Origin of the sequence: Streptomyces ficellus (assembly GCF_030406405.1) — a bacterium.
GTDB lineage: Bacteria > Actinomycetota > Actinomycetes > Streptomycetales > Streptomycetaceae > Streptomyces > Streptomyces ficellus_B.
The window spans coordinates 1-21,228 of record NZ_JAUEPL010000059.1 but is presented as its reverse complement, the minus strand read 5'-3'; the positions used below and the strand labels follow the sequence as shown (position 1 = coordinate 21,228).

Below are 21,228 nucleotides of genomic sequence, written 5' to 3'. Positions count from 1 at the left end.
TGGGCGTACGAGCGCGGGTGGGCGGCCAGGTGTTCGCGCAGCGTCATCGGGGCGTGGCCGGTGAGGCGCCGGGCGACGCGGCGGCCAAGGCGGCCGCTCACCCCGGTGATCGCGGTGACTACCCGCTCAGCCGTGCACCTCGGTGACCGCCAGCACGCGCGTGGTGATCCGCCCGTCCGGCGTGCGCTCCGGGTCCGCCAGGTAGGCGCGGTAGGCGTCCTCGGAGGGGAACGTCAGCAGGTGCAGCTCCGACAGCCCGTCCGCCGTGCGCAGCCGCCGCTCCAGCCGGCCGCCGTGGCGGGGCAGCAGCGCGAGCACGCCGTCCTCGTGCCCCCGGGCCTCCTCGACCGCGTCCGCCGGGTAATCCAGCACCACGGCCACCTGGAACAGCGGCGTGGCGGACGGCGACGGCTCCAGTGACTTCTGGAAGTACACGTCCACGTGCCCGCCCGGTACCCCTTCGACGCGGCCCGTCTCGACGTACCCGAGGCGCCGGTAGAAGGGCGGTGCCTGGAAGGAGTACGAGGAGACGGTCATATGGCCGCAGCCGCGCCGCCGCGCCTCGTCCTCCGCCGCGCGCATCAGCCGGGTGCCGAGCCCGGTGCCGCGCTGGTCCTCGCGGACCCACAGCATGTCGACCGCGCCGAGGCCGCCCCAGGTCCAGCCGGTCAGCCCGCCGATCAGCTCGCCCGACTCGTCGTCCGTGGCCCGGACGGACAGCTCGGCGTGGTCACCGGCCCCGGTCGCGGCGGTGTTGAACGCGGTCAGTTCCTCGTCGAGTCGATCCGACAGCTCCTCGTCCTCACCGCCGACCGTGATGCTCATTCGCCCTCCAGATCGCCCTCGGCCTCCAGGAACACCTGCCGCAGCTCCTCCAGCACGCGCGGGTCGGGCTTCGCCCACATGCCGCGCGACTCCGCCTCCAGGAGCCGTTCGGCGATGCCGTGCAGCGCCCACGGGTTGGCCTCCTGGAGGAAGGCGCGGTTCTCCTGGTCCAGTACGTACGTCTCGGTCAGCTTGTCGTACATCCAGTCGGCGACGACGCCGGTCGTCGCGTCGTACCCGAAGAGGTAGTCCACCGTCGCGGCCAGCTCGAACGCGCCCTTGTAGCCGTGGCGGCGCATCGCCTCGATCCAGCGCGGGTTGACCACGCGGGCGCGGAAGACGCGGGAGGTCTCCTCGACCAGCGTGCGGGTGCGGACCGTCTCGGGGCGGGTCGAGTCGCCGATGTACGCCTCGGGGGCCGTGCCCTTCAGCGCGCGGACCGTGGCGACCATGCCGCCGTGGTACTGGAAGTAGTCGTCGGAGTCCGCGATGTCGTGCTCGCGGGTGTCGGTGTTCTTGGCCGCCACCGCGATGCGCTTGTACGCCGTTTCCATCTCGGTGCGGGCGGGCCGGCCGTCGAGTTCGCGGCCGTACGCGTAACCGCCCCACACCGTGTAGACCTCGGCGAGGTCCGCGTCGGTGCGCCAGTCGCGCGAGTCGATCAGCTGGAGGATGCCCGCGCCGTACGTACCCGGCCGGGAGCCGAAGATACGGGTGGTGGCGCGGCGTTCGTCGCCGTGCTCGGCGAGGTCGGCCCGCGTGTGGGCGCGTACGAAGTTGTCGGCGTCCGGCTCGTCGAGGGAGGCGGCGAGGCGGACCGCGTCGTCCAGCAGGCCGATGGTGTGCGGGAACGCGTCACGGAAGAAGCCGGAGATGCGCAGCGTGACGTCGACGCGCGGGCGGCCCAGCTCGGCGAGCGGGATGGGCTCCAGGCCGGTGACCCGGCGCGAGGCGTCGTCCCAGACGGGGCGGATGCCGAGCAGGGCGAGGGCTTCCGCCACGTCGTCGCCGGCGGTGCGCATCGCGCTCGTACCCCACAGGGACAGGCCGACGGAGGTGGGCCAGTCGCCGTTGTCGGTGCGGTAGCGGGTCAGGAGCGAGTCCGCGAGGGCCTGGCCGGTCTCCCAGGCGAGGCGGGAGGGGACGGCCTTGGGGTCCACCGAGTAGAAGTTGCGGCCGGTCGGCAGCACGTTGACCAGGCCCCGCAGCGGGGAGCCGGACGGGCCGGCCGGGACGAAGCCGCCGTTCAGGGCGTGGACGGCGTGGTCCAGCTCGTGGGTGGTGGCGGCGAGGCGCGGGACGACCTGGCGGGCGGCGAAGTCGAGGACCGCGGCGACGGCCTGGTCGTACCCCTCCGCCACGGAAGCGACTGCGGCCGGGTTCCAGTCGGCGGCCTCCATCGCCTCGACCAGGGCGCGGGCCTTGGCCTCGGCCTCGTCGGCGGTCGTGCGCGTGGCGGCCGACTCGTCCAGGCCCAGCGCCTCGCGCAGGCCGGGCAGGGACTGCGTACCGCCCCAGATCTGGCGGGCGCGGAGGATGGACAGGACCAGGTTGACGCGCTCGGGTCCGGTCGGGGCGCCGCCCAGGACGTGCAGGCCGTCGCGGATCTGGGCGTCCTTGACCTCGCAGAGCCAGCCGTCGACGTGGAGGAGGAAGTCGTCGAAGCCGTCGTCGTCCGGCCGGTACTCCAGGCCGAGGTCGTGGTCGAGCCGGGCGGCCTGGATCAGCGTCCAGATCTGGGCGCGGATGGCGGGCAGCTTGGCCGGGTCCATGGCGGAGATCTGCGCGTACTCGTCGAGCAGCTGCTCCAGGCGGGTGATGTCGCCGTACGACTCGGCCCGCGCCATCGGCGGCACCAGGTGGTCGATGAGGGTGGCGTGGGCGCGGCGCTTGGCCTGGGTGCCCTCGCCCGGGTCGTTGACCAGGAACGGGTAGATCAGCGGGATGTCGCCGAGCGCGGCGTCGGGGCCGCAGGCGGCGGACAGGCCCGCGTTCTTGCCGGGCAGCCACTCCAGGTTGCCGTGCTTGCCGAGGTGGACCATGGCGTCCGCGCCGAAACCGCCGTCGCTCCGCGGGGTGGCGATCCAGCGGTAGGCGGCCAGGTAGTGGTGCGACGGCGGCAGATCGGGGTCGTGGTAGATCGCGATCGGGTTCTCGCCGAAGCCGCGCGGCGGCTGGATGAGGATGAGCAGGTTCCCCCGCCTGAGGGCGGCGAGCACGATGTCGCCCTCGGGATTGCGGGAGCGGTCGAGGAACATCTCGCCGGGCGGCGGGCCCCAGTGCCGCTCGACGTTCTGGCGCAGCTCCTCGGGGAGGGTGGCGTACCAGCGCCGGTAGTCGGCGGCCGGGATACGGACCGGGTTGCGGGCGAGCTGTTCCTCGGTCAGCCAGTCCTGGTCGTGGCCGCCCGCCTCGATGAGGGCGTAGATCAGCTCGTCGCCGCCGCCCGAGACCAGGCCCGGGATCTCCTCCCCGGGCCCGAAGTCGTAGCCCTCCTCGCGCAGTCGGCGCAGGAGCGCGACGGCGGAGGCGGGGGTGTCCAGGCCGACCGCGTTGCCGATGCGCGAGTGCTTGGTCGGGTACGCGGAGAGGACGAGGGCCAGGCGCTTGTCGGCGTTCGGGATGTGGCGCAGGCGCGCGTGCCGTACGGCGATCCCGGCGACGCGGGCGGCCCGCTCGGTGTCCGCGACGTACGCCGGCAGGCCATCGGCGTCGATCTCCTTGAAGGAGAAGGGGACGGTGATCAGGCGGCCGTCGAACTCGGGGACGGCGACCTGGCTGGCGGCGTCGAGCGGCGAGAGGCCCTCGTCGTTCTCCTCCCACGCGGAGCGCGAGCCGGTCAGGCACAGGGCCTGGAGGATCGGTACGTCGAGCGCGGCGAGCGCGCCCGCGTCCCAGGCCTCCTCGTCACCGCCCGCCTGGGCCTCGGCGGGCTTGGTGCCGCCGGCGGCGAGGACGGTGGTGATGACGGCGTCGGCGGTGCGCAGGGTGTCCAGCAGCTCCGGCTCGGGAGCGCGCAGGGAGGCGACGTACAGGGGGAGCGGCTGGGCGCCCGCGTCCTCGATGGCGTCGCACAGGGTGTGGATGAAGGCGGTGTTGCCGCTCATGTGGTGGGCGCGGTAGTAGAGCACGGCGACGGTCGGGCCGGTGGTGTTCCTCGCGGTCCGCTCCAGCGGTCCCCAGGTGGGCGCGGCGGCCGGGGGCTCGAAGCCGTGCCCGGTGAGCAGGACGGTGTCGGACAGGAACCGGGCGAGCTGCTCCAGGTTGTCCGGGCCGCCGTGGGCGAGGTAGGCGTGCGCCTCGGCCGCGATGCCGATGGGGACCGTGGAGGTCTCCATGAGCTGGGCGTCGGGGGCCTGTTCGCCGGTGAGCACGACGAGCGGGACCTGCGCGTCGCGGAGGGTCTGGAGGCCGTCTTCCCAGGCGCGGATGCCGCCGAGGAGACGTACGACGACGAGGTCGGCGCCGTCGAGGAGACCCGGGAGGTCGTCCAGCGGGAGGCGGGCGGGGTTGGCGAACCGGTACTCGACGGGACCGCCGGCCGCGCGGGCGCTCAGCAGGTCGGTGTCGGAGTGCGACAGCAGCAGGATCACAGCGTGCCGGGCCTTCCTCGGGGTGTCCTCGCCCCGGGTGGTCGTGGGTGGCGGGAGTTCCTGACTCGCCCGGCAGCCGCCGGGCTCACAGTGGCGGGACCGCGCCGGATTCGCACCGGGCTTCCTCCCTAGGGCCCTGGGACCCTGTGCCGTTTGCATAGTAGAGGCTGCGCGTATGCTCGCCGCCATGCCGCCCAGCTCACCAAACCCCCAGGACCGGGGCGAAGCTCACATACGGGACCGCGTACCGGACCGCGTACGTGAGCGCGGTGACGCCTGCCCCGGTGCGCTCCGGCTGCACCGGGCCGACGACGGCGCGCTGGCCCGGCTCCGCATCCCGACCGGCGTACTGACGCCCCGTCAAGTCCGTGTCCTGGCCGACGCGTCGGACCGCCTGGGCGACGGGCACCTGTCCCTGACCTCGCGCGGCAACGTGGAGTTGCGGGGCCTGGGCGAAGGCTGCGGGCTCCAGCTGGCGGACGCGCTGCGGGAGGCGGGCCTGCTGCCGTCCGAACGGCACGAGCGGGTACGGAACATGGTGGTCTCACCCCTCGCCGGCGCGCAGGTGCGGGCGTGGGCCGCGCGCCTGGACGAGCTGCTGTGCGCCGAGGACTGGACGACCGAACTGTCCGGCCGCTTCCTGTTCGCCGTGGACGACGGCCGGGGTGACGTGGCGGCCCTGGCGCCCGATGTGACGTTGCTCGCAGAAGCCGCTGGTACCGCTCTGGTACGCATCGGGCAGGCGGCGTACCGGGTCTCCTCCGCCGACGCGCCGCGCGCCGCGCTGGCGGCGGCGGACGCGTTCCTGGCGGCGGCCCGGGAAGCGGGCACGGGCGCGTGGCGGGTGCGGGAGCTGCCGGCGGGGCAGGACGTGGACGTGGCGGAACACCTGCGGCGCGCGGCGATCGCGGCGGAGTACGTGGCGGACGCGGCGCTTCCGGTCGGTGCGCCGCCCGCGCCGGGCGTCGTCGGCGACCGGTCGGTCTGCGTCCTGGCCCGGCTCGGGCGGGTGACGACGGCCCAGTTCCGGGCGCTGCTGCCCGCACGGGAGGTGCGCGTGACGCCGTGGCGCGGGTTCGTGCTGCCGGACTTCGCCGACCGGGTGGCGGCCGAGCAGCGGCTGCGCGCCCTGGACGAGGCGGGGTTCATCACCCGTAGCGACTCCCCCTGGGCCGAGGTGAGCGCGTGCACGGGCCGGCCGGGCTGTGCGAAGTCCCTGTCCGACGTACGGGCGGACGCGCGGCCCCGCGAGGGTGCGCTGCCCGTGCACTGGTCGGGCTGCGCGCGCCGGTGCGGCCATCCGCAGGGCGCGTGGATCGACATGGTGGCGACCGCCGAGGGCGCGTACCAGGTGACCGTACAAGGATCGACGAAATGAGCGAGAGCAGAGTGTTCGACTACGAGAAGGACGGGGCGGAAATCTACCGTCAGTCCTTTGCCACGATCCGCGCCGAGGCGGATCTCGCGGGCCTGCCGGCCGACGTCAGCCAGGTCGCCGTGCGGATGATCCACGCGTGCGGCATGGTCGACCTCGTCCGCGACCTGGCGTACACCCCTCAGGTGGTGTCCCGCGCCCGCGAGGCGCTGCGCGCCGGCGCGCCGATCCTGTGCGACGCGCAGATGGTGGCGAGCGGCGTCACGCGCAAGCGGCTGCCCGCCGGCAACGACGTGATCTGCACGCTCTCCGACGCCTCCGTCCCGGCGCTCGCCGCCGAGCTGGGCACCACGCGCAGCGCCGCCGCGCTGGAGCTGTGGCGCGACCGGCTCGAAGGGTCGGTGGTGGCCATAGGCAACGCCCCCACCGCGCTGTTCCGCCTGCTGGAGATGGTCGAGGCGGGCGCGCCCCGCCCGGCGGCGGTCATCGGCGTCCCGGTCGGGTTCATCGGCGCGGCCGAGTCGAAGGACGCGCTGGCGGCGTTCCCGGGCCTCGACCACCTTGTCGTACGGGGCCGGCGCGGTGGCAGCGCCATGGCGGCGGCGGCGATCAACGCGATCGCCCACGAGGCGGAGATCCAGGCATGAGCGGAAAGCTGTACGGAGTCGGCCTCGGCCCCGGGGACCCGTCCCTGATGACGGTCCGGGCGGTGGAGGTCATCGCCTCGGCCGATGTGATCGCCTATCACAGCGCGCGCCACGGCCGTTCGATCGCGCGCTCCATCGCGGCCGCGCACATCCGTGAGGACCACGTCGAGGAGCGGCTGATGTATCCGCTCACGGTCGAGACGACGGACCACCCGGGCGGCTACCGGGGCGCGCTGAACGACTTCTACGAGGAGGCGTCGGCCCGTCTGGCGGCTCATCTCGACGCCGGTCGCACCGTGGCCGTACTGGCCGAGGGCGACCCGCTCTTCTACGGCTCGTACCAGCACATGCACAAGCGCCTGGCGCACCGGTACGAGACGGAGGTGATCCCGGGCGTCACGTCGGTGAGCGCGTCGGCGGCCCGTCTGGGCAAGCCGTTGTGCGAGGCGGAGGAGATCCTCACGATCATCCCCGGCACGCTGCCGGAGGAGGAGCTGACAGCCCGTCTGGCGTCCACGGACTCGGCGGTGGTGATGAAGCTGGGGCGTACGTTCCCGGCGGTGCGCCGGGCGCTGGAGCGCGCGGGCCGCCTGGAGGACGCCCACTACGTCGAACGCGCCACGATGTCCGGTGAGCGGACGGCCGCCCTGGCCGACGTGGACCCCGGCACGGTGCCGTACTTCTCGGTGGCGGTGCTGCCCTCCCGTATCGACTCCGCGCCCGCCGTGTCCGGCCGGGGCGAGGTCGTGGTGGTCGGCACGGGCCCGGCGGGGCCCCTGTGGCTGACCCCCGAGACGCGCGGCGCGCTCGCCTCGGCGACGGACCTGGTCGGCTACACGACGTACCTGGACCGCGTCCCTTCCCGGCCGGGCCAGCGCCGGCACGGCTCCGACAACAAGGTCGAGTCCGAGCGCGCCGAGTTCGCCCTGGACCTGGCGCGGCGCGGGCACCGCGTCGCCGTGGTGTCGGGCGGTGACCCGGGCGTGTTCGCGATGGCCACGGCGGTCCTGGAGGCCGCCTCCCAGGACCCGTACCTGGACGTCCCGGTCCGCGTCCTGCCGGGCGTCACCGCCGCGAACGCGGCCGCGGCGAAGGCGGGCGCCCCGCTGGGCCACGACTACGCGACGATCTCCCTGTCGGACCGGCTCAAGCCCTGGGAGGTCATCGCGGAACGCCTGGCCGCCGCCGCCTCCGCCGACCTGGTCCTCGCCCTCTACAACCCCGGCTCCGCCAGCCGCACCTGGCAGGTGGCCAAGGCCCGCGAACTCCTCCTGGAACACCGCGCCCCGGACACCCCGGTCGTCGTCGCCCGCGACGTGGGCGGCCCCCAGGAATCGGTCCGCGTCCTCCCCCTCGCCGACCTCGACCCCACAGAAGTCGACATGCGCACCCTCCTCCTCATCGGCTCCTCCCAAACCCAGGCGGTCCACCGAGGAACCGGCGAGCGGATGGCCTGGACCCCCCGGAGGTACCCGGAGGTCTGACGTCACCCCGGAGGTCTGACGTCGCTGCCGGCCGTGAGCCACTGCGCCGCTGCCTCCGGGGTCGTCACCACCGGGACGCCCTCGGGGGCCGGGGGGCGGCGGAGGATGACGACGGGGAGGGCGGCTTCGCGGGCGGCGGTCAGTTTGGGGGCGGTGGCCGTGCCGCCGCTGTCCTTGGTCACCAGGACCTCGATGGCGTGGCGGCGCAGCAGGTCGCGTTCGCCGTCGAGGGTGAAGGGGCCGCGGTCCAGGAGGACGTCGAGGTGGGGTGGGAAGGGGGGCTCCGGGGGGTCCACCGAGCGCAGGAGGAACCAGGCGTCCGGGATGTGGGCGAAGGACGCGAGGCCCATGCGGCCCGTGGTGAGGAAGATACGGCGGCCGAGGCGGCGGGCCACGTCCGCCGCCTCCTCCAGGGTGTCCACCGGGTGCCAGTCGTCGCCCTTCACCGGGGCCCACCCGGGGCGGCGGAGGGCGAGCAGGGGAACATGGGCTTCCGCGGCTGCCCGTGCCGCGTGGGAACTGATCGTGTCCGCGAAAGGATGAGTGGCGTCGATGACCGCGTCCACCTGGTGCTCCCGCAGCCAGCGCGCCAGGCCCTCGGCCCCGCCGAAGCCCCCGACGCGCACCTCGCCCGGGGGCAGCTTCGGGGCGGCGACGCGGCCCGCGAGCGAGCTGGTGGTCCGGACGCGGGCGTGCACGAGCTCGGCCAGGCGGCGGGCCTCGGTCGTGCCGCCGAGGATGAGTATGTGCACGGGGTCCATCCATGGGTGAGGCGACGGGTGGGCGCAGCGCACAACTCAAGCACACCGGTCTGCGGTCCGGCTGGACGACCGGGGCGTGCGCGACGGCGGCCACGACCGCCGCGTACACCGCCCTGCTGACCGGAGACTTCCCGGACCCGGTGACGATCACGCTGCCCAAGGGGCAGACGCCCGCCTTCGCCCTCGCGGCCGAATCCCTGTCCGGCGGGGAAGCCACGGCGGGGATCGTGAAGGACGCCGGGGACGATCCGGACGTCACGCACGGGGCGCTCGTCCGCGTGACGGTACGGGCCCTGCCGGGCGGCTCCGGCGTGGTCTTCCGGGCGGGGCCCGGCGTCGGCACCGTCACCCGGCCCGGGCTGCCGCTCGACGTGGGGGAGCCCGCCATCAACCCCGTACCGCGGCAGATGATGCGCGAGCACGTCGAGCGGGTCGCCGCCGCGCACGGCGGCACCGGGGACGTCGAGATCACCGTGTCCGTCGACCACGGCGAGGAGATCGCCCGCTCCACGTGGAACCCGCGCCTCGGCATCCTGGGCGGGCTGTCCATCCTCGGTACGACCGGGATCGTCGTGCCGTACTCGTGCTCGGCGTGGATCGACTCCATCCGGCGCGGAGTGGACGTGGCCCGGGCGGCCGGGCGCACGCATGTGGCCGGCTGCACGGGCTCCACCTCCGAGAAGACGGTGACGTCCCTGTACGGGCTGCCCGAGGACGCCCTGCTGGACATGGGCGACTTCGCGGGCGCGGTGCTGAAGTACGTCCGCAGGCACCCGGTCGAACGGCTCACCATCTGCGGCGGTTTCGCCAAGCTGTCCAAGCTCGCGGCGGGCCATCTGGACCTGCACTCGGCGCGCTCCCAGGTCGACAAGGGCTTCCTGGCGGAGCTGGCGCGCCGTGGCGGGGCGGATGACGCGCTGGCCACGCAGGTGGCGGCCGCCAACACCGGGCTCGCCGCGCTCCAGCTGTGCGCCGCGCGCGGTGTGCCGCTGGGTGACCTGGTCGCCGAGACCGCCCGCGACCAGGCCCTGACCGTGCTGCGCGGCGCCCCGGTGGCCGTCGACGTGGTCTGCGTCGACCGGGCGGGCACGGTCGTGGGGCGCAGCGCCGTGAGGTGACGGTCGGGCGGGGTCAGGCGCGGTCAGCTGAGGTGGAACAGCGGGCCCGTGATCGTCAGGCCGAGCTCGTCACCGACGTACGAGAAGAACGCCAGCAGCATGAGCGCGGCACCGCCCAGGGCGATGTCCTTGAAGAAATGCGCCTGCTCGTTCAGCCGCGTCATGGGTTCCGTCTCCGCCCAGAAGCGGTGCATGAGCAGCGCGGTGGGGAAGAGGAACACCGCCAGCAGCAGCGCGCCCAGGTCCGCCCAGATGCCCAGCCCCACGCTCACCGCGCCGGCCAGGAGCAGCAGGCCGGTGCCCACGACGGCGGCCGGTGCGAGCGCGCGCGGCACGCCGCGGCTCGTGGTGTAACCGGCCAGCGCCTTGGTGTTGGTGAGGTGGTTGACGGCGTTGAGGAGGAAGAGCAGCGCGAAGAGGATCCGTCCGATGAGAACCAGGACGTCCATGGTGATCTCCCGGTGCCGGCAAGGCGGTTGCTTCGAGTTGCTTCAAGTGGTTTTAAAGTGAAACCGCCCCCTGTTCCAGGGTACGTCGCGGGGCGCCGCCCCGCCGCCCCGCCACCCCGCCGCCCCGCCGCCTCAGCAGACGTGCCGGTCCCGCTCCGGTGAGTACAGGTGGCTGTCACGGAACTGCGTCGCCGCCAGTGTGCGGCCCACCAGGATGACCGCCGTGCGCGTGATGCCGGCCTCCTTCGTCGCGGCCGCGATGTCCGCGAGCGTGCCGCGCAGGATCACCTCGTCCGGCCGGCTGGCCATCGCGACCACGGCCGCCGGGCAGTCGGCGCCGTAGTGCGGGGTGAGCTCCGCGACGACCCGGTCGACGTACCGCGCCGCCAGGTGCAGCACGAGCAGGGCGCCGCTGCGTCCCAGCGTCGCGAGGTCCTCCCCCGGCGGCATGGCCGTCGCCTGCTCGGCGATCCGCGTGAGGATGACCGTCTGGCCCACGGTCGGGACCGTCAGCTCGCGCTTCAGCGCCGCCGCGGCGGCCGCGAACGCCGGGACGCCCGGCACCACCTCGTACGGAATACCCGCCGCGTCCAGCCGCCGCATCTGCTCGGCCACCGCGCTGAAGACGGACGGGTCGCCCGAGTGGAGGCGGGCCACGTCGTGGCCCGCCTCGTGGGCGCGGACCAGCTCGGCGGTGATGGCGTCCAGGTCGAGGCGGGCCGTGTCGACGAGGCGGGCGTCCGGCGGGCATTCGGCGAGCAGCTCGCGCGGGACCAGCGACCCCGCGTACAGGCACACCCGGCAGGAGGCGAGGGTGCGCGCACCGCGCACGGTGATCAGGTCGGCGGCGCCGGGGCCCGCACCGATGAAGTAGACGGTCATCCTTCTGTCTCCTGCTTGGTTACGGACCATTGCGTGACCGGCATGGCCTGGCGCCAGCCGGTGAAACCGCCCACCGGGACGGCGTGGGCGACGGCGAGCCGTACCAGCTCGCCGCCATGGCGCCGGTACCGGTCGGCGAGCAGCGCCTCCGACTCCAGCGTCACGGTGTTGGCGACCAGCCGCCCGCCCGGCCGCAGGGCCGCCCAGCAGGCGTCCAGCAGCCCGGGAGCGGTCAGCCCGCCGCCGATGAACACCGCGTCGGGCGTCTCCAGGTCCGCCAGGCCGGCCGGCGCGGCGGCGGTCACGACCCGCAGCGACGGAACGCCGAGAGCGGTGGCGTTACGGGTGATACGCGCGGCCCGCTCCGGGTCCCGCTCCAGCGCGATGGCGCGGCACGTGCGGTGCGTACGCATCCACTCGATGCCGATCGAGCCGGACCCGCCGCCGATGTCCCACAGCAGTTCGCCCGGCGCGGGCGCCAGCGCGGCCAGTGTCGCGGCGCGCACATGCCGCTTGGTGAGCTGGCCGTCGTTCTCGTACGCCGCGTCCGGCAGACCCGGTACGGCGCCGAGGCGCAGCGCGCCCGGGTCGCGGACGCAGGTGACGGCGATGACGTTCAGCGGGTCGCCGGGCAGGTGCGGCCAGTCATCGGCGGTGCCGGTCAGCCGCCGTTCCCGGGCGGAGCCGAGCTGTTCGAGGACGTCGAGGCGGCTCGGGCCGAAGCCCCGGTCCCGGAGGAGCCCGGCCACCTCGCCCGGGGTCGCCGCGCCCGCGCTGAGCACCAGCAGCCGCCGCCCGTCGTGCAGCGCGGCGGCCAGCGAGGCCAGAGGGCGGCCGACGAGCGTGACGGTCTGCGTGTCCTCCACGGGCCAGCCGAGGCGGGCGCAGGCATACGAGACGGAGGACGGGTACGGCAGGACGTGCAGCCGCTCGGGGCCGACCGTCTCCGCGAGGGCGCGGCCGATCCCGTAGAACATGGGGTCACCGCTCGCCAGCACGGCGATCCGGCGCCCGGCGTGGGTGCTGAGCAGCCGGGGGACGGCGGGGCGCAGCGGCGAGGGCCAGGCGACCCGTTCGGCGCCGCACTCGGGCGGGAGCAGGCTCAGCTGACGCTCCCCGCCGATCACGACGTCGGCGGCGAGCAGGGCCGCGCGGGAGGTGTCGGCAAGCCCTGCCCAGCCGTCCGCGCCGATGCCGACGACGGTCACGGGCGGGGCGGATACGGGGCTGGTCACGGGCTGGAACCCTACCGGGCGGTCACCGGCTGCTCCATGTGGGGCGTTTCACGTGAAACATCAGGCGGGTGGAGCGGCCGGCGGCACTACTTGCGGTTGTACAGCCGCATCGTCACCGCGCCGAAGACCACGACGAACACCGCCGACCACCCCAGCGACCAGGCGATGTCGGCCCCCGGCCAGCCGCCCGCCATCAACTGCCGTACCGCACTCGCCAGGTGAGTCACCGGGCTGTTGTTGACGAACGCCTGGAGCCAGCCCGGCATGGTCTTCGGGTCGACGAAGACATTGCTGAGGAACGTCAACGGGAATATCACCATCATGCTGACGCCCATGACGGACTTCTCGCTACGCAGGAGCAGGCCGAACATCGTCCAGATCCAGGAGAAGGAGAACGAGAAGAGCATCAGCAGCGCCACCCCGGCCAGTACGCCGGCCGGCCCGCCACCCGGGCGGTAGCCGATGATCAGGCCGACGGTCAGCATCACGGTGGAGGCGATCAAGTAGCGGACGACGTCACCGAGGAGGTACCCGACCATCGGCGCGGGCCGCCAGATCGGCAGCGTACGGAAACGGTCGAAGACGCCCTTCTCGATGTCGCCGTTGACCGCGACCCCGGTGTACATCGTGATCATCACGACGCTCATGGTGAGGATGCCGGGCAGCAGGAACTGGATGTACGCGGAGGCCGACCCGGCCAGCGCCCCTCCGAAGAGGTACGTGTACATCAGCACCATCATGATCGGGAACGCCGTGACGTCGAAGAGCTGCTCCGGCACGTGCTTGATCTTCAGCATGGCGCGCCAGCCGAAGGTGAGGGAGGCGGACAGCGCGCTGGGGCGCGGCGGGCGGTCCCCGGCGACGAGGAGCGCGGCCAGGTCCTCCGTACGGGGGCCGGCGAGGGCGCCGCCGTGGTCGTCCGCCTTGGTCGTGACGGTGCTCATACGGTGCTCTCCTTGGGGTCCTTGCCGGCGCTCTCCTCGGCGTCCTTGCCGCCGGCCGCACGGTGCCCGGCCGTACGGTCCCCGGCCGTACGGTCCGTGAGCGCCAGGAACACCTCGTCCAGGCTCGGCTGGCCGAGCGCGAAGTTGTCCACCATGACGCCCGCCCGCGCCAGCTCCGCCAGCGCCCGCGCGGCCTGCTCCGCCGCGCCCAGCTCCGTACCGTGCCCGTCGACCGTCGCGGTCAGGGCGAGCGGGTCGGGATCGAGTTGCACGGTCGCGTTGAGCGCGGACGTCAGCACCCGCTCCGCTTCCGGCCGCTGCCCGGCCTCGCGCAGCCGTACGTGGACGGAGCCGGAGCCGACCGACGCCTTCAGCTCGCCCTTCGTCCCCTCGGCGATCACCTTGCCGTGGTCGATCACCGCGATCCGGGACGCCAACTGGTCGGCTTCGTCCAGGTACTGCGTGGTCAGCAGGACGGTGGTGCCCTGGGCGACGACCGCCCGCACGATGTCCCACACCTGGTTGCGGCTGCGCGGGTCCAGGCCGGTCGTCGGCTCGTCGAGGAAGAGCAGGTCGGGGGTGTTGAGAATGGACGCGGCGATGTCGATACGGCGCCGCATGCCGCCCGAGTAGTTCTTGACCTGCCGGTCGCCCGCCTCGGAGAGCCCGAACGCCTCCAGCAGCTGCGCGGCACGCTTGCGCGCGGCCGGTTTGCCGTGGCCGAGGAGGCGGCCCAGCAGCACCAGGTTCTCGGTACCGGTCAGGTCCTCGTCGACCGACGCGTACTGCCCGGTGAGGCTGACCCGGCCGCGTACCGCGTCGGCGTCCCTGACCACGTCCTTGCCGAAGACCCGCGCCTCACCGCCGTCCGGCCGCAGCAGGGTCGCCAGCATCTTCACGGCGGTGGTCTTGCCGGCGCCGTTGGGCCCGAGGACGCCGTAGACGGTTCCGGCGGGCACGCGCAGGTCGATGCCGTCCACGGCTCGGTTCTCGCCGAAGACCTTCACCAGGCCGTTCGTCTCGATGGCCAGGTCCGTGCTCGTCGCTGTCACTGTCGCTGTCCTTCGAAGGGCTGAGCGGTACGCGGGTGGTCCGTCGGCGGTGCGGCGCGATCCCTCCCAGTCTCCGGGCGCCGCCCACGGCCCGCCACTCAATTCCCGGCGGGGCGGCTACGGTGACGGCGGCTCAGTGGTCCCTTCGAAGCCGTGCGAGCGGCCGACGACCGTCAATTCGCGGCTCGTACCAGTGGCGCGGCCAGTCCTCGGCGTCGGCGGTCAGGAAGCGGGTGCCGCAACCCGCAACCGGCCCGGGCACGCCCCGGGCAGCCCGGCGCGGGGTGATCGGTCGGCCGCAGGCGGGGGTCGGCCGGCCGCGGACCGTGAGAGGGTGACGGCTTGGCCGCATCGCTCACCTCGTACCGACGCCGCCGCGCCGCCGCGTGGGCGGCCGGGCTGTTGCTCGTCGTGCCCACCGTCGTCGGCGGCTGCCGGCTCATCGGCACCGACGCCGTCACTCCCGTACCGCAGCTCCTCGCCCTGCTGCCGTGGCTGGCCGTGCCCGCCGGGCTCGCCCTGCTGCTCGCGCTCCCCGCCCGCCGGGCCCCGCTCACCGGCTGGGCGGCCGTCGTGCTCGCCGTGACGGTGTGGTCCGTCCGGCCGTACGGGCCCGAGGGCACCCGCGCCGAAGGGCCGGTCACCGCGGAGCTGCGCGTGCTCACCGCCAACGTGGAGTTCGGCGGCGCGACCGAGCCGCTGGCCGCCGCCGTCCGGCGCGAGCGCCCCGACCTGGTGTTCGTCTCCGAGTGCGACCCCCACTGCGCGGAGGCCCTGGCCACGGGCACCGGCTACCGGTACGGCGCCCACGTCGCCGCCGCCGGCTCCGCCGGCTCCGTCATCCTCGGCGCCCGCCCGCTGACCGCCCGGCCCGCCCTGCCCGGCACCACGCTGGGCATGCCGGGCGCCACCGCCCGCCTCGGCGGCAAGGACGTGACGCTCCAGCTCGCCCACCCGATGCCGCCGCTGCCCGGCCACACCGGCACCTGGAAACGCGAGCTGGCCCGCCTGAGCGACTTCGCCGCCGCCCACAAGGGCCGGTCCGTCATCCTCGCCGGCGACTTCAACGCCACCCAGGACCACGCCGCCTTCCGCTCCGTCCTCGACTCCGGCGCCCTGCACGACGCCGCCCGCCTCGCCGGCGCCGCCCGCACCGGCACCTGGCCCCAGGGCGCCCGGCCGGTGCCCCCGTACGCGCAGATCGACCACGTCCTGGTCAGCGCCGACTTCTCGGTACGCGGCGTGCGCTTCCTCGACCTGCCCCGCACCGACCACCGCGCGCTCCTCGTCGACCTCGACCTGCGTGCCCGCCCCTGATCCGGGAAGGTGGAGACCATGGACGACGAGCAGATCCTCGACCACATCGGCGCCCTCGTCCGCGAGGAGCGCGCCCTGCGGGACCGCGAAGGCGCCCTGTCCGACGAGGAACGGGTACGGCTGCGGGCCCTCGAAGTCCAGCTCGACCAGTGCTGGGACCTGCTGCGGCAGCGGCGCGCCAAGTCGGAGTTCGGCGAGGACCCCGACAGCGCGGCGACCCGGCCGCCCGGTGAGGTGGAGGGTTACCTCAGCTGACCGCCCGTACCGTACGGCTCGCGCCGCCCGAGTGGCTGATGCGTGGACTGCGCCCGCAGCCCACGCCGATCCCATGGGCCGCCGTGGCGCGCGCCGCCGTCGCACTCGCCGCGCCGCTGGCGGTCGGTCTCGCCACGGACCGGCCGCTGTACGGCGCGCTCGTCTCCATGGGCGCCCTGTCCGGCGTCATCGGCGACACCGCCGACGCGTACCGGATGCGGATACTCAACATCGCCGTACCGCAGCTCTTCGGCGCGCTCGGCGTCACCCTCGGCTCGCTGGTGTACGGGCAGGGCTGGGTCGCGGTCGGGGCGCTCACGCTCATCGCGCTCGCCTCCGGCATGATCTCGTCCATCGGCGCGGTCGCCTCCGTCTCCGGCCTGCTCCTCCTGCTCAACGCGGTCGTCGGCGCCGGGCTGCCGATGCCCAGCCCCTGGTGGAAGGCCCCGCTGCTGCTCACGCTCGGCGGCGCGGTCGTCCTCGTCCTCACCCTGCTGGGCTGGCCGCTGCGCGGGGGCGTGCCCGAGCGGGCCGCCGTGGCCGCCGCGTACCGGGCGGTCGCCGACCTGCTGGCGGCGGCGGGCACGCCCGCGTACGACGAGCGACGGCAGGCCGTCACGCAGGCCCTCAACACCGCGTACGACCTCGTGCTCGCCCGCCGCGCCCGCGATCACGGCCGCGCGCCCACCCTCGTACGCCGGCTCGCGCAGCTCAACGCCCTGATCCCGGTCGTCGAGGCAGCCCCGGCGGCCCACCTCGGCGGCCGCCCGCTGCCCGCCGCGATCCCGGCGGCGGTCCGGGCCCTGGCGACCGCCGTGGAGGACCCCCGCGCGGGCCGAGGCGCGGCCGTGGCCGTGGCCGTGGCCGTGGAAGATCCCCACCCGGGCCCCGGCGCCCACACACCCCGACGCCCCCCGGCCACCACCACCCCGCCCGGCCGGGGCCACGCTCTGCCGGAACCCGCCGAGCGGGCCGTCGACCATGCGCTGCGGCACGCCGCGACCGTGGTCCACGGCGGCGATCCGGACCCGCACAACGCCGACGACCACGTCGGCCGACCCGCCGCCCTCCGGGTCCGCGCCCGCCGCGCCGCCCGGGCCGTCCTGCTGTCCGAGGGCTCGTGGCGCTACGGGCTGCGCCTGGCGCTGTGCATCGGGCTCGCCCAGTCCCTCGTCTCGCTCATCGCCGTCCCCCGCTCCTACTGGGTGGCCCTCACCGTCACGTTCGTCCTCAAGCCGGACTTCGGCTCGGTCTTCTCGCGCGCCGTCCTGCGCGCGCTCGGCACGGCGGCCGGGCTCGTCGTCGCGGCGGCCGTGCTCGCCGAGGTGCCGCGCGGGTGGTGGGACGTGCCGGTGATGATGGTGCTCGCCGCGCTGATCCCGGCGTTCTCCGCGAAGGGCTATGTCTTCCAGACCGCCGCCATCACGCCCGTCATCCTGCTGCTGTCCGACTGGCTCAACCGGCAGGGCTTCGGGCTCGTCCTGCCGCGCCTGTACGACTCGTTGATCGGCTGCGCAATCGTGCTGGTGGCCGGCTATCTGCTGTGGCCGGAGAGCTGGCGCACCCGGATCGGCGACCGGCTCGCGGACACCGTCGAGGACGCCGCCCGCTATGTGGCGTGCGCCTTCGGCCCCGAGACGGACGCGGGGGCGCGCGGACGTGCCCGGCGGCGGCTGTACCGCGACCTGTCCGCCGTACGCAGCGAGTTCCAGCGCGCCCTGACCGAGCCGCCGCCCACCGGGACGCGCGCCGCCGCGTGGTGGCCGCTATGCGTGGCCGTCGAGCGCGTCGTGGACGCCACGACGGCGGCCCGGGTACGCGTCAGCCATGGCGCCCCGCCGCCCGCGCCGGAAGAAGTCGCCGACATCGAGCGGCAATTGCGCGAACTCGCCACCCGGCTGCGCACCGGCCGCGCCCCGGCGGAGGTACCGGTCGGACCGGGACCGGAGGCCGACGAGGAGAGCGTACTGACACCCCTGCGCCAGGAGGTCGGAGCCGCGCGCGCCATCGCCTCCCCACGCCACGACGGCCCCTGACCGCGCGTCACCGCCCCAGGCCCGGAGCCCGATGCCGCGTCACCGCCCCCAAACCGCCCCCGCCCGCGCCCGACGCCGCGTCACCGCCCCCAAACCGCCCCGGCCGCCCCCGACCGTGCCTGGTGCCGGTCACCGCCCCCAAACCGCCCCCGGCCGCGCCCGATGCCGCGTCACCGCCCCCAAACCGCCTCCGGCCGCGCCCGATGCCGCGTCACCGCCCCCAAACCGCCTCCGGCCGCGCCCGATGCCGCGTCATCACCTGCCGACCCGCCCCTGGTCCCGCCCGCACGAGGCCGCGACCTTTTCTGATCACCGCTCACCACGCACGCACCGGCCCTGACCTCCGCTCACCTCCCCTGCCTCCGGGCGCCGTCAGCGCACAGCTGCGGCACGACTACGATGCGCACGACTCACGCGTGCCGCCACATGCCGCAGCATGCGAGGGCTGCTCCCGCTCTACCGCCCTATGCCGTGCCATACAAGGACATTCGCCATGCGCGCCACTTCCAGCAGGGCTGCGAACAGAACCACCGGCAGGGCCGGCAGGGCCCACGGCCGCGGGCTCCAGCCCAATGTCCTCGGGACGTTCGACACGATCGTCATGGCGGTCGCCGGCAGCGCCCCCGCCTACTCGCTGGCCGCCACCACCTCCGTACTCGTCGGCGCCGTGGGATTCGCGGCGCCGGCCGCCCTGCTGTACTGCGCGATCCCGATGCTGGGCATCGTGCTGGCGTTCAGCCGGCTCGGCCGGATCGACGTCAACGCGGGCGCCAGCTACTCCTGGGTGGGCCGGACTCTCCACCCGTTCCTCGGTTTCCTGTCCGGCTGGGCGCTGGTCGTCGCCGCGACGATCTTCATGGTCGCCGGGTCGCTGCCGGCCGGGCAGCTGACGCTGGCGCTCTTCGACGCCGGGCTCGCGGAGAACACCGCGCTGGCCACCGCCGTCGGGGCCGGCTGGTTCGTGATGATGCTGCTGGTGGTCCTGGGCGGCGCCCGGCTCACCGTACGGGCGCAGCTGGTCCTGACGGGCGTGGAGTTGCTGATCCTGCTGCTGTTCATCCTGGGCGTGCTGATGCACCGGGGCTCGGCCGCCGCCTTCGACTGGTCGTGGCTGGGGTTCGGGCACTTCGACGGGGCGGCCGGGTTCGCGTCCGGCGCGCTGATCGCCGCCTTCTACTACTGGGGCTGGGACGTCACCAGCAACCTCAGCGAGGAGACCCGCGACAGCCGCCGCACGGCCGGGCTCGCCGCCCTCGTCGGCATCGGCGTCGTGTTCCTCCTGTTCGAGACGTTCACGATCGCCGTCAACGTGGTGCTGTCGGCGGGCGAGATCGGCACCGGCGGCGCCAACGTCCTGGCGCTGCTCGGTGACGCCGTCTGGCCGGGCGTCGGCGGCAAGCTCCTGATCGTGGCGGTGATGCTGTCGACCGTCGCCACCCTCGAAACGACGCTGATCCAGGTCACTCGGTCGCTGTTCGCGATGGGCCGGGACCGTACGATGCCGGCCGCCCTCGGCGCCGTACACCGCCGTTGGAACACGCCGTGGGTGGCGATCACCGTGGTCGGGGCGGTGGCGCTGGTGATGTTCGTGGCGGCCATGGCCCTCGGCTCGGTGGGTGACATCCTGTCGAGCGCGGTCAACGCGATAGGGCTGCAGATCGCCTTCTACTACGGGCTCGCGGGCATCGCCGCGGTCGTCGCCTACCGGGGCATGCTGCTGAGGTCCGTCCGCGACTTCGTCCTGGGCGGCGCCTGGCCGCTGATCGGCGCGGCGTTCATGTTCTGGATCTTCTTCGAGTCGCTCGCCGACCTGAACGGCACCTCGGTGGCGATCGGGCTTGGCGGGCTCGGGGCCGGGGTCGTGCCGCTGCTCTGGTACTGGCGCAAGGGCAGTTCGTACTACCGCCCGGCACCACTGGACGCGGCGCGGGCGATGGCGGCGGCCGAGCCGTACGACGTACCACGACAGCGGCATCCCGGGGGCGACGGGAACGACACGCTGGCCACCGACTTCTAAGACTTCTCAACTCCTCAGACTTCTCAGACTTCTCAGACGTTTGAAGCTTCTCAGGCTTCGCAGGCTTCACAGACGGACACGAGCGCGATCGGGGGGACAGGGAATTGGCCGTACGCCGTAGCCGCCGCTCCATACGTTTCGAGCCGGACTTCGACCCCGACTTCGGTGACCGGGCGCTCACCGACGCACGGCACGACATCGTCATCGGCCGCTGGCAGGGCGTACGGGACCTGCTGCGCGACACCGGCGACGGCTGGGCCCGCCGTACGCACCGGCTGCGGCTGCTGTCCCACGCGGCGGCCGGCAGCTCGGCGGTCGAGGCGTGGCGGGCGGCCGAGCCGTACAGCCGGGACGCGGCCGTGCTGCGGGCGGCGACCGAGGTGGTACGGGTGTTCAACGAGGCGATCGCGGCGGGCCGCGGTACCGCGCTGGACCGGGCGCGGCTCGATGTGACGGTCATGGCCTGCCTGAGCGCGGCCGACGCCCGCCCGGCCGACCCGATGCCGTGGGTGTCGCTGCTGACGGTGGCGCGGCTGTACGAGGGCGGGGTGGCGCGGGCGGAACTGCGCCGCTGGTGGGACGAGCTGCGGCGGCGCGACCCGCACAACCTGGAGGGCCATGTGCAGCTGCTGCGGTACTGGTCGGCGCGGTGGCACGGCACGCACGGCTCGATGTACGACTTCGCGCGGGACGCGGCGGGGGCGGCGCCGCCCGGGTCGCCGCTGCCGGTGCTGGTGCAGATCGCGCGGGTGGAGGAGTACCGGTACATCGCGGACGGGTCGCGCGGTCGGGGCCCGGTGCGGGGCTTCGACCAGCACTGGAAGCACGAGCTGGCGGCGACGGAGGTGCGGCGCACGTGGGAGCGGTGGGTCGGGGGCCGGCCGCCGGGCCCGGTGCGGCCCGAGGAGGTCGAGCCGTTGAACTACCTGGCGCACGCCGCCTGTCTGGCGGGCTCGGCGGACATCGCCCGCGGGCTGTTCGGGCTGCTGGGGACCCGGGCGGCGCGGGTGCCGTGGTCGTACACGGGGGACCCGGCGCAGCAGTTCACGAGGTGGCGCGAGCAGTACGGCTGAGCCGGTCCCGCCGCCGCGCCACCTCGTGCAGGGCTCTTAGGCGTCGTTTCATTTGGTGAGGCGGCGGTGACAGATGAGGGCTGCGGCTATGCCGACGAAGGCGAGGAAGTGCTCGGCCTTGCGTTCGTAACGGCGGTGGAGCCGACGGCAGCCGGCCAGCCAGGA

General features: G+C 74.1%; 17 protein-coding genes, 1 pseudogene and 1 riboswitch. Of the genes and pseudogenes, 9 read left to right on the top strand and 9 right to left on the bottom strand.

Annotated features, from left to right (window positions below; genetic code table 11):
* Nucleotides 1–126: 126 nt before the first annotated feature.
* Nucleotides 127–825, bottom strand: coding sequence for a GNAT family N-acetyltransferase (locus tag QWM81_RS27570; protein WP_290115125.1), 699 nt, complete (start codon nt 823–825; stop codon nt 127–129).
* Nucleotides 822–4,418: a cobaltochelatase subunit CobN gene (gene cobN / locus QWM81_RS27565; RefSeq protein WP_290115124.1), complete on the bottom strand. Its 3,597-nt coding sequence runs from the start codon at nt 4,416–4,418 to the stop codon at nt 822–824. The genes QWM81_RS27570 and cobN overlap by 4 nt, the downstream gene beginning before the upstream one ends.
* Nucleotides 4,419–4,472: 54 nt before the next feature.
* A riboswitch (cobalamin riboswitch) is annotated at nt 4,473–4,545 on the bottom strand.
* A 60-nt stretch (nt 4,546–4,605) separates the two neighbouring features.
* Here cobN and QWM81_RS27560 point away from each other — a divergent pair.
* Genes QWM81_RS27560 through QWM81_RS27550 form a run of 3 tightly spaced genes read left to right on the top strand, consistent with a single transcriptional unit; the run spans nt 4,606 to nt 7,924 of the window.
* Nucleotides 4,606–5,796, top strand: coding sequence for a ferredoxin-like domain-containing protein (locus QWM81_RS27560; protein ID WP_290115122.1), 1,191 nt, complete (start codon nt 4,606–4,608; stop codon nt 5,794–5,796).
* Nucleotides 5,793–6,440: a precorrin-8X methylmutase gene (locus QWM81_RS27555; RefSeq protein WP_290115121.1), complete on the top strand. Its 648-nt coding sequence runs from the start codon at nt 5,793–5,795 to the stop codon at nt 6,438–6,440. The genes QWM81_RS27560 and QWM81_RS27555 overlap by 4 nt, the downstream gene beginning before the upstream one ends.
* Nucleotides 6,437–7,924: a precorrin-2 C(20)-methyltransferase gene (locus tag QWM81_RS27550; RefSeq protein ID WP_290115120.1), complete on the top strand. Its 1,488-nt coding sequence runs from the start codon at nt 6,437–6,439 to the stop codon at nt 7,922–7,924. The genes QWM81_RS27555 and QWM81_RS27550 overlap by 4 nt, the downstream gene beginning before the upstream one ends.
* A gap of 2 nt (nt 7,925–7,926) precedes the next feature.
* On the opposite strand, the gene QWM81_RS27545 is transcribed toward QWM81_RS27550, so the two are convergent.
* Nucleotides 7,927–8,676, bottom strand: coding sequence for a cobalt-precorrin-6A reductase (locus QWM81_RS27545; RefSeq protein WP_290115119.1), 750 nt, complete (start codon nt 8,674–8,676; stop codon nt 7,927–7,929).
* 11 nt (nt 8,677–8,687) lie between these two features.
* Here QWM81_RS27545 and QWM81_RS27540 point away from each other — a divergent pair, with 11 nt between their 5' ends.
* Nucleotides 8,688–9,803: a cobalt-precorrin-5B (C(1))-methyltransferase gene (locus QWM81_RS27540; protein WP_290115118.1), complete on the top strand. Its 1,116-nt coding sequence runs from the start codon at nt 8,688–8,690 to the stop codon at nt 9,801–9,803.
* Nucleotides 9,804–9,826: 23 nt separating this feature from the next.
* On the opposite strand, the gene QWM81_RS27535 is transcribed toward QWM81_RS27540, so the two are convergent.
* From QWM81_RS27535 to QWM81_RS27515, 5 genes are all read right to left on the bottom strand, one after another.
* Nucleotides 9,827–10,252 carry a DoxX family membrane protein gene (locus QWM81_RS27535; protein ID WP_290115117.1) on the bottom strand — a complete coding sequence of 142 codons (426 nt, stop codon included), beginning with the start codon at nt 10,250–10,252 and terminating at the stop codon, nt 9,827–9,829.
* A gap of 132 nt (nt 10,253–10,384) precedes the next feature.
* The gene (gene cobM, locus QWM81_RS27530; protein ID WP_290115116.1) at nt 10,385–11,134 is read right to left on the bottom strand and encodes a precorrin-4 C(11)-methyltransferase; all 750 of its coding nucleotides are present in this window, start codon (nt 11,132–11,134) and stop codon (nt 10,385–10,387) included.
* On the bottom strand, nt 11,131–12,369 hold the full coding sequence (gene cbiE / locus QWM81_RS27525; protein ID WP_290115115.1) for a precorrin-6y C5,15-methyltransferase (decarboxylating) subunit CbiE: 1,239 nt from the start codon (nt 12,367–12,369) through the stop codon (nt 11,131–11,133). The genes cobM and cbiE overlap by 4 nt, the downstream gene beginning before the upstream one ends.
* Nucleotides 12,370–12,455: 86 nt before the next feature.
* A complete protein-coding gene (locus QWM81_RS27520; protein ID WP_290115114.1) occupies nt 12,456–13,313 on the bottom strand; it encodes an ABC transporter permease in 858 nt (285 codons plus the stop codon).
* Nucleotides 13,310–14,365, bottom strand: coding sequence for an ATP-binding cassette domain-containing protein (locus tag QWM81_RS27515; protein WP_290115112.1), 1,056 nt, complete (start codon nt 14,363–14,365; stop codon nt 13,310–13,312). Before QWM81_RS27515 ends, QWM81_RS27520 begins: the two co-directional genes overlap by 4 nt.
* Before the next feature lie 342 nt (nt 14,366–14,707).
* Between QWM81_RS27515 and QWM81_RS27510 the strand changes: the two genes are divergently transcribed.
* From QWM81_RS27510 to QWM81_RS27490, 5 genes are all read left to right on the top strand, one after another.
* Nucleotides 14,708–15,682: an endonuclease/exonuclease/phosphatase family protein gene (locus tag QWM81_RS27510; RefSeq protein ID WP_290115111.1), complete on the top strand. Its 975-nt coding sequence runs from the start codon at nt 14,708–14,710 to the stop codon at nt 15,680–15,682.
* 18 nt (nt 15,683–15,700) lie between these two features.
* Nucleotides 15,701–15,937: a DUF2630 family protein gene (locus QWM81_RS27505; RefSeq protein ID WP_290115110.1), complete on the top strand. Its 237-nt coding sequence runs from the start codon at nt 15,701–15,703 to the stop codon at nt 15,935–15,937.
* A 38-nt stretch (nt 15,938–15,975) separates the two neighbouring features.
* The gene (locus QWM81_RS27500) at nt 15,976–17,973 is read left to right on the top strand and encodes an FUSC family protein (protein ID WP_290115109.1); all 1,998 of its coding nucleotides are present in this window, start codon (nt 15,976–15,978) and stop codon (nt 17,971–17,973) included.
* Nucleotides 17,974–18,466: 493 nt separating this feature from the next.
* Complete coding sequence (locus QWM81_RS27495) at nt 18,467–19,990, top strand: APC family permease (RefSeq protein WP_290115108.1); 1,524 nt, start codon at nt 18,467–18,469, stop codon at nt 19,988–19,990.
* Nucleotides 19,991–20,094: 104 nt separating this feature from the next.
* On the top strand, nt 20,095–21,063 hold the full coding sequence (locus QWM81_RS27490; RefSeq protein WP_290115107.1) for a hypothetical protein: 969 nt from the start codon (nt 20,095–20,097) through the stop codon (nt 21,061–21,063).
* A 48-nt stretch (nt 21,064–21,111) separates the two neighbouring features.
* Here QWM81_RS27490 and QWM81_RS27485 read toward each other — a convergent pair.
* A pseudogene (locus tag QWM81_RS27485) lies at nt 21,112–21,228 on the bottom strand (IS5/IS1182 family transposase); the annotation flags it as partial.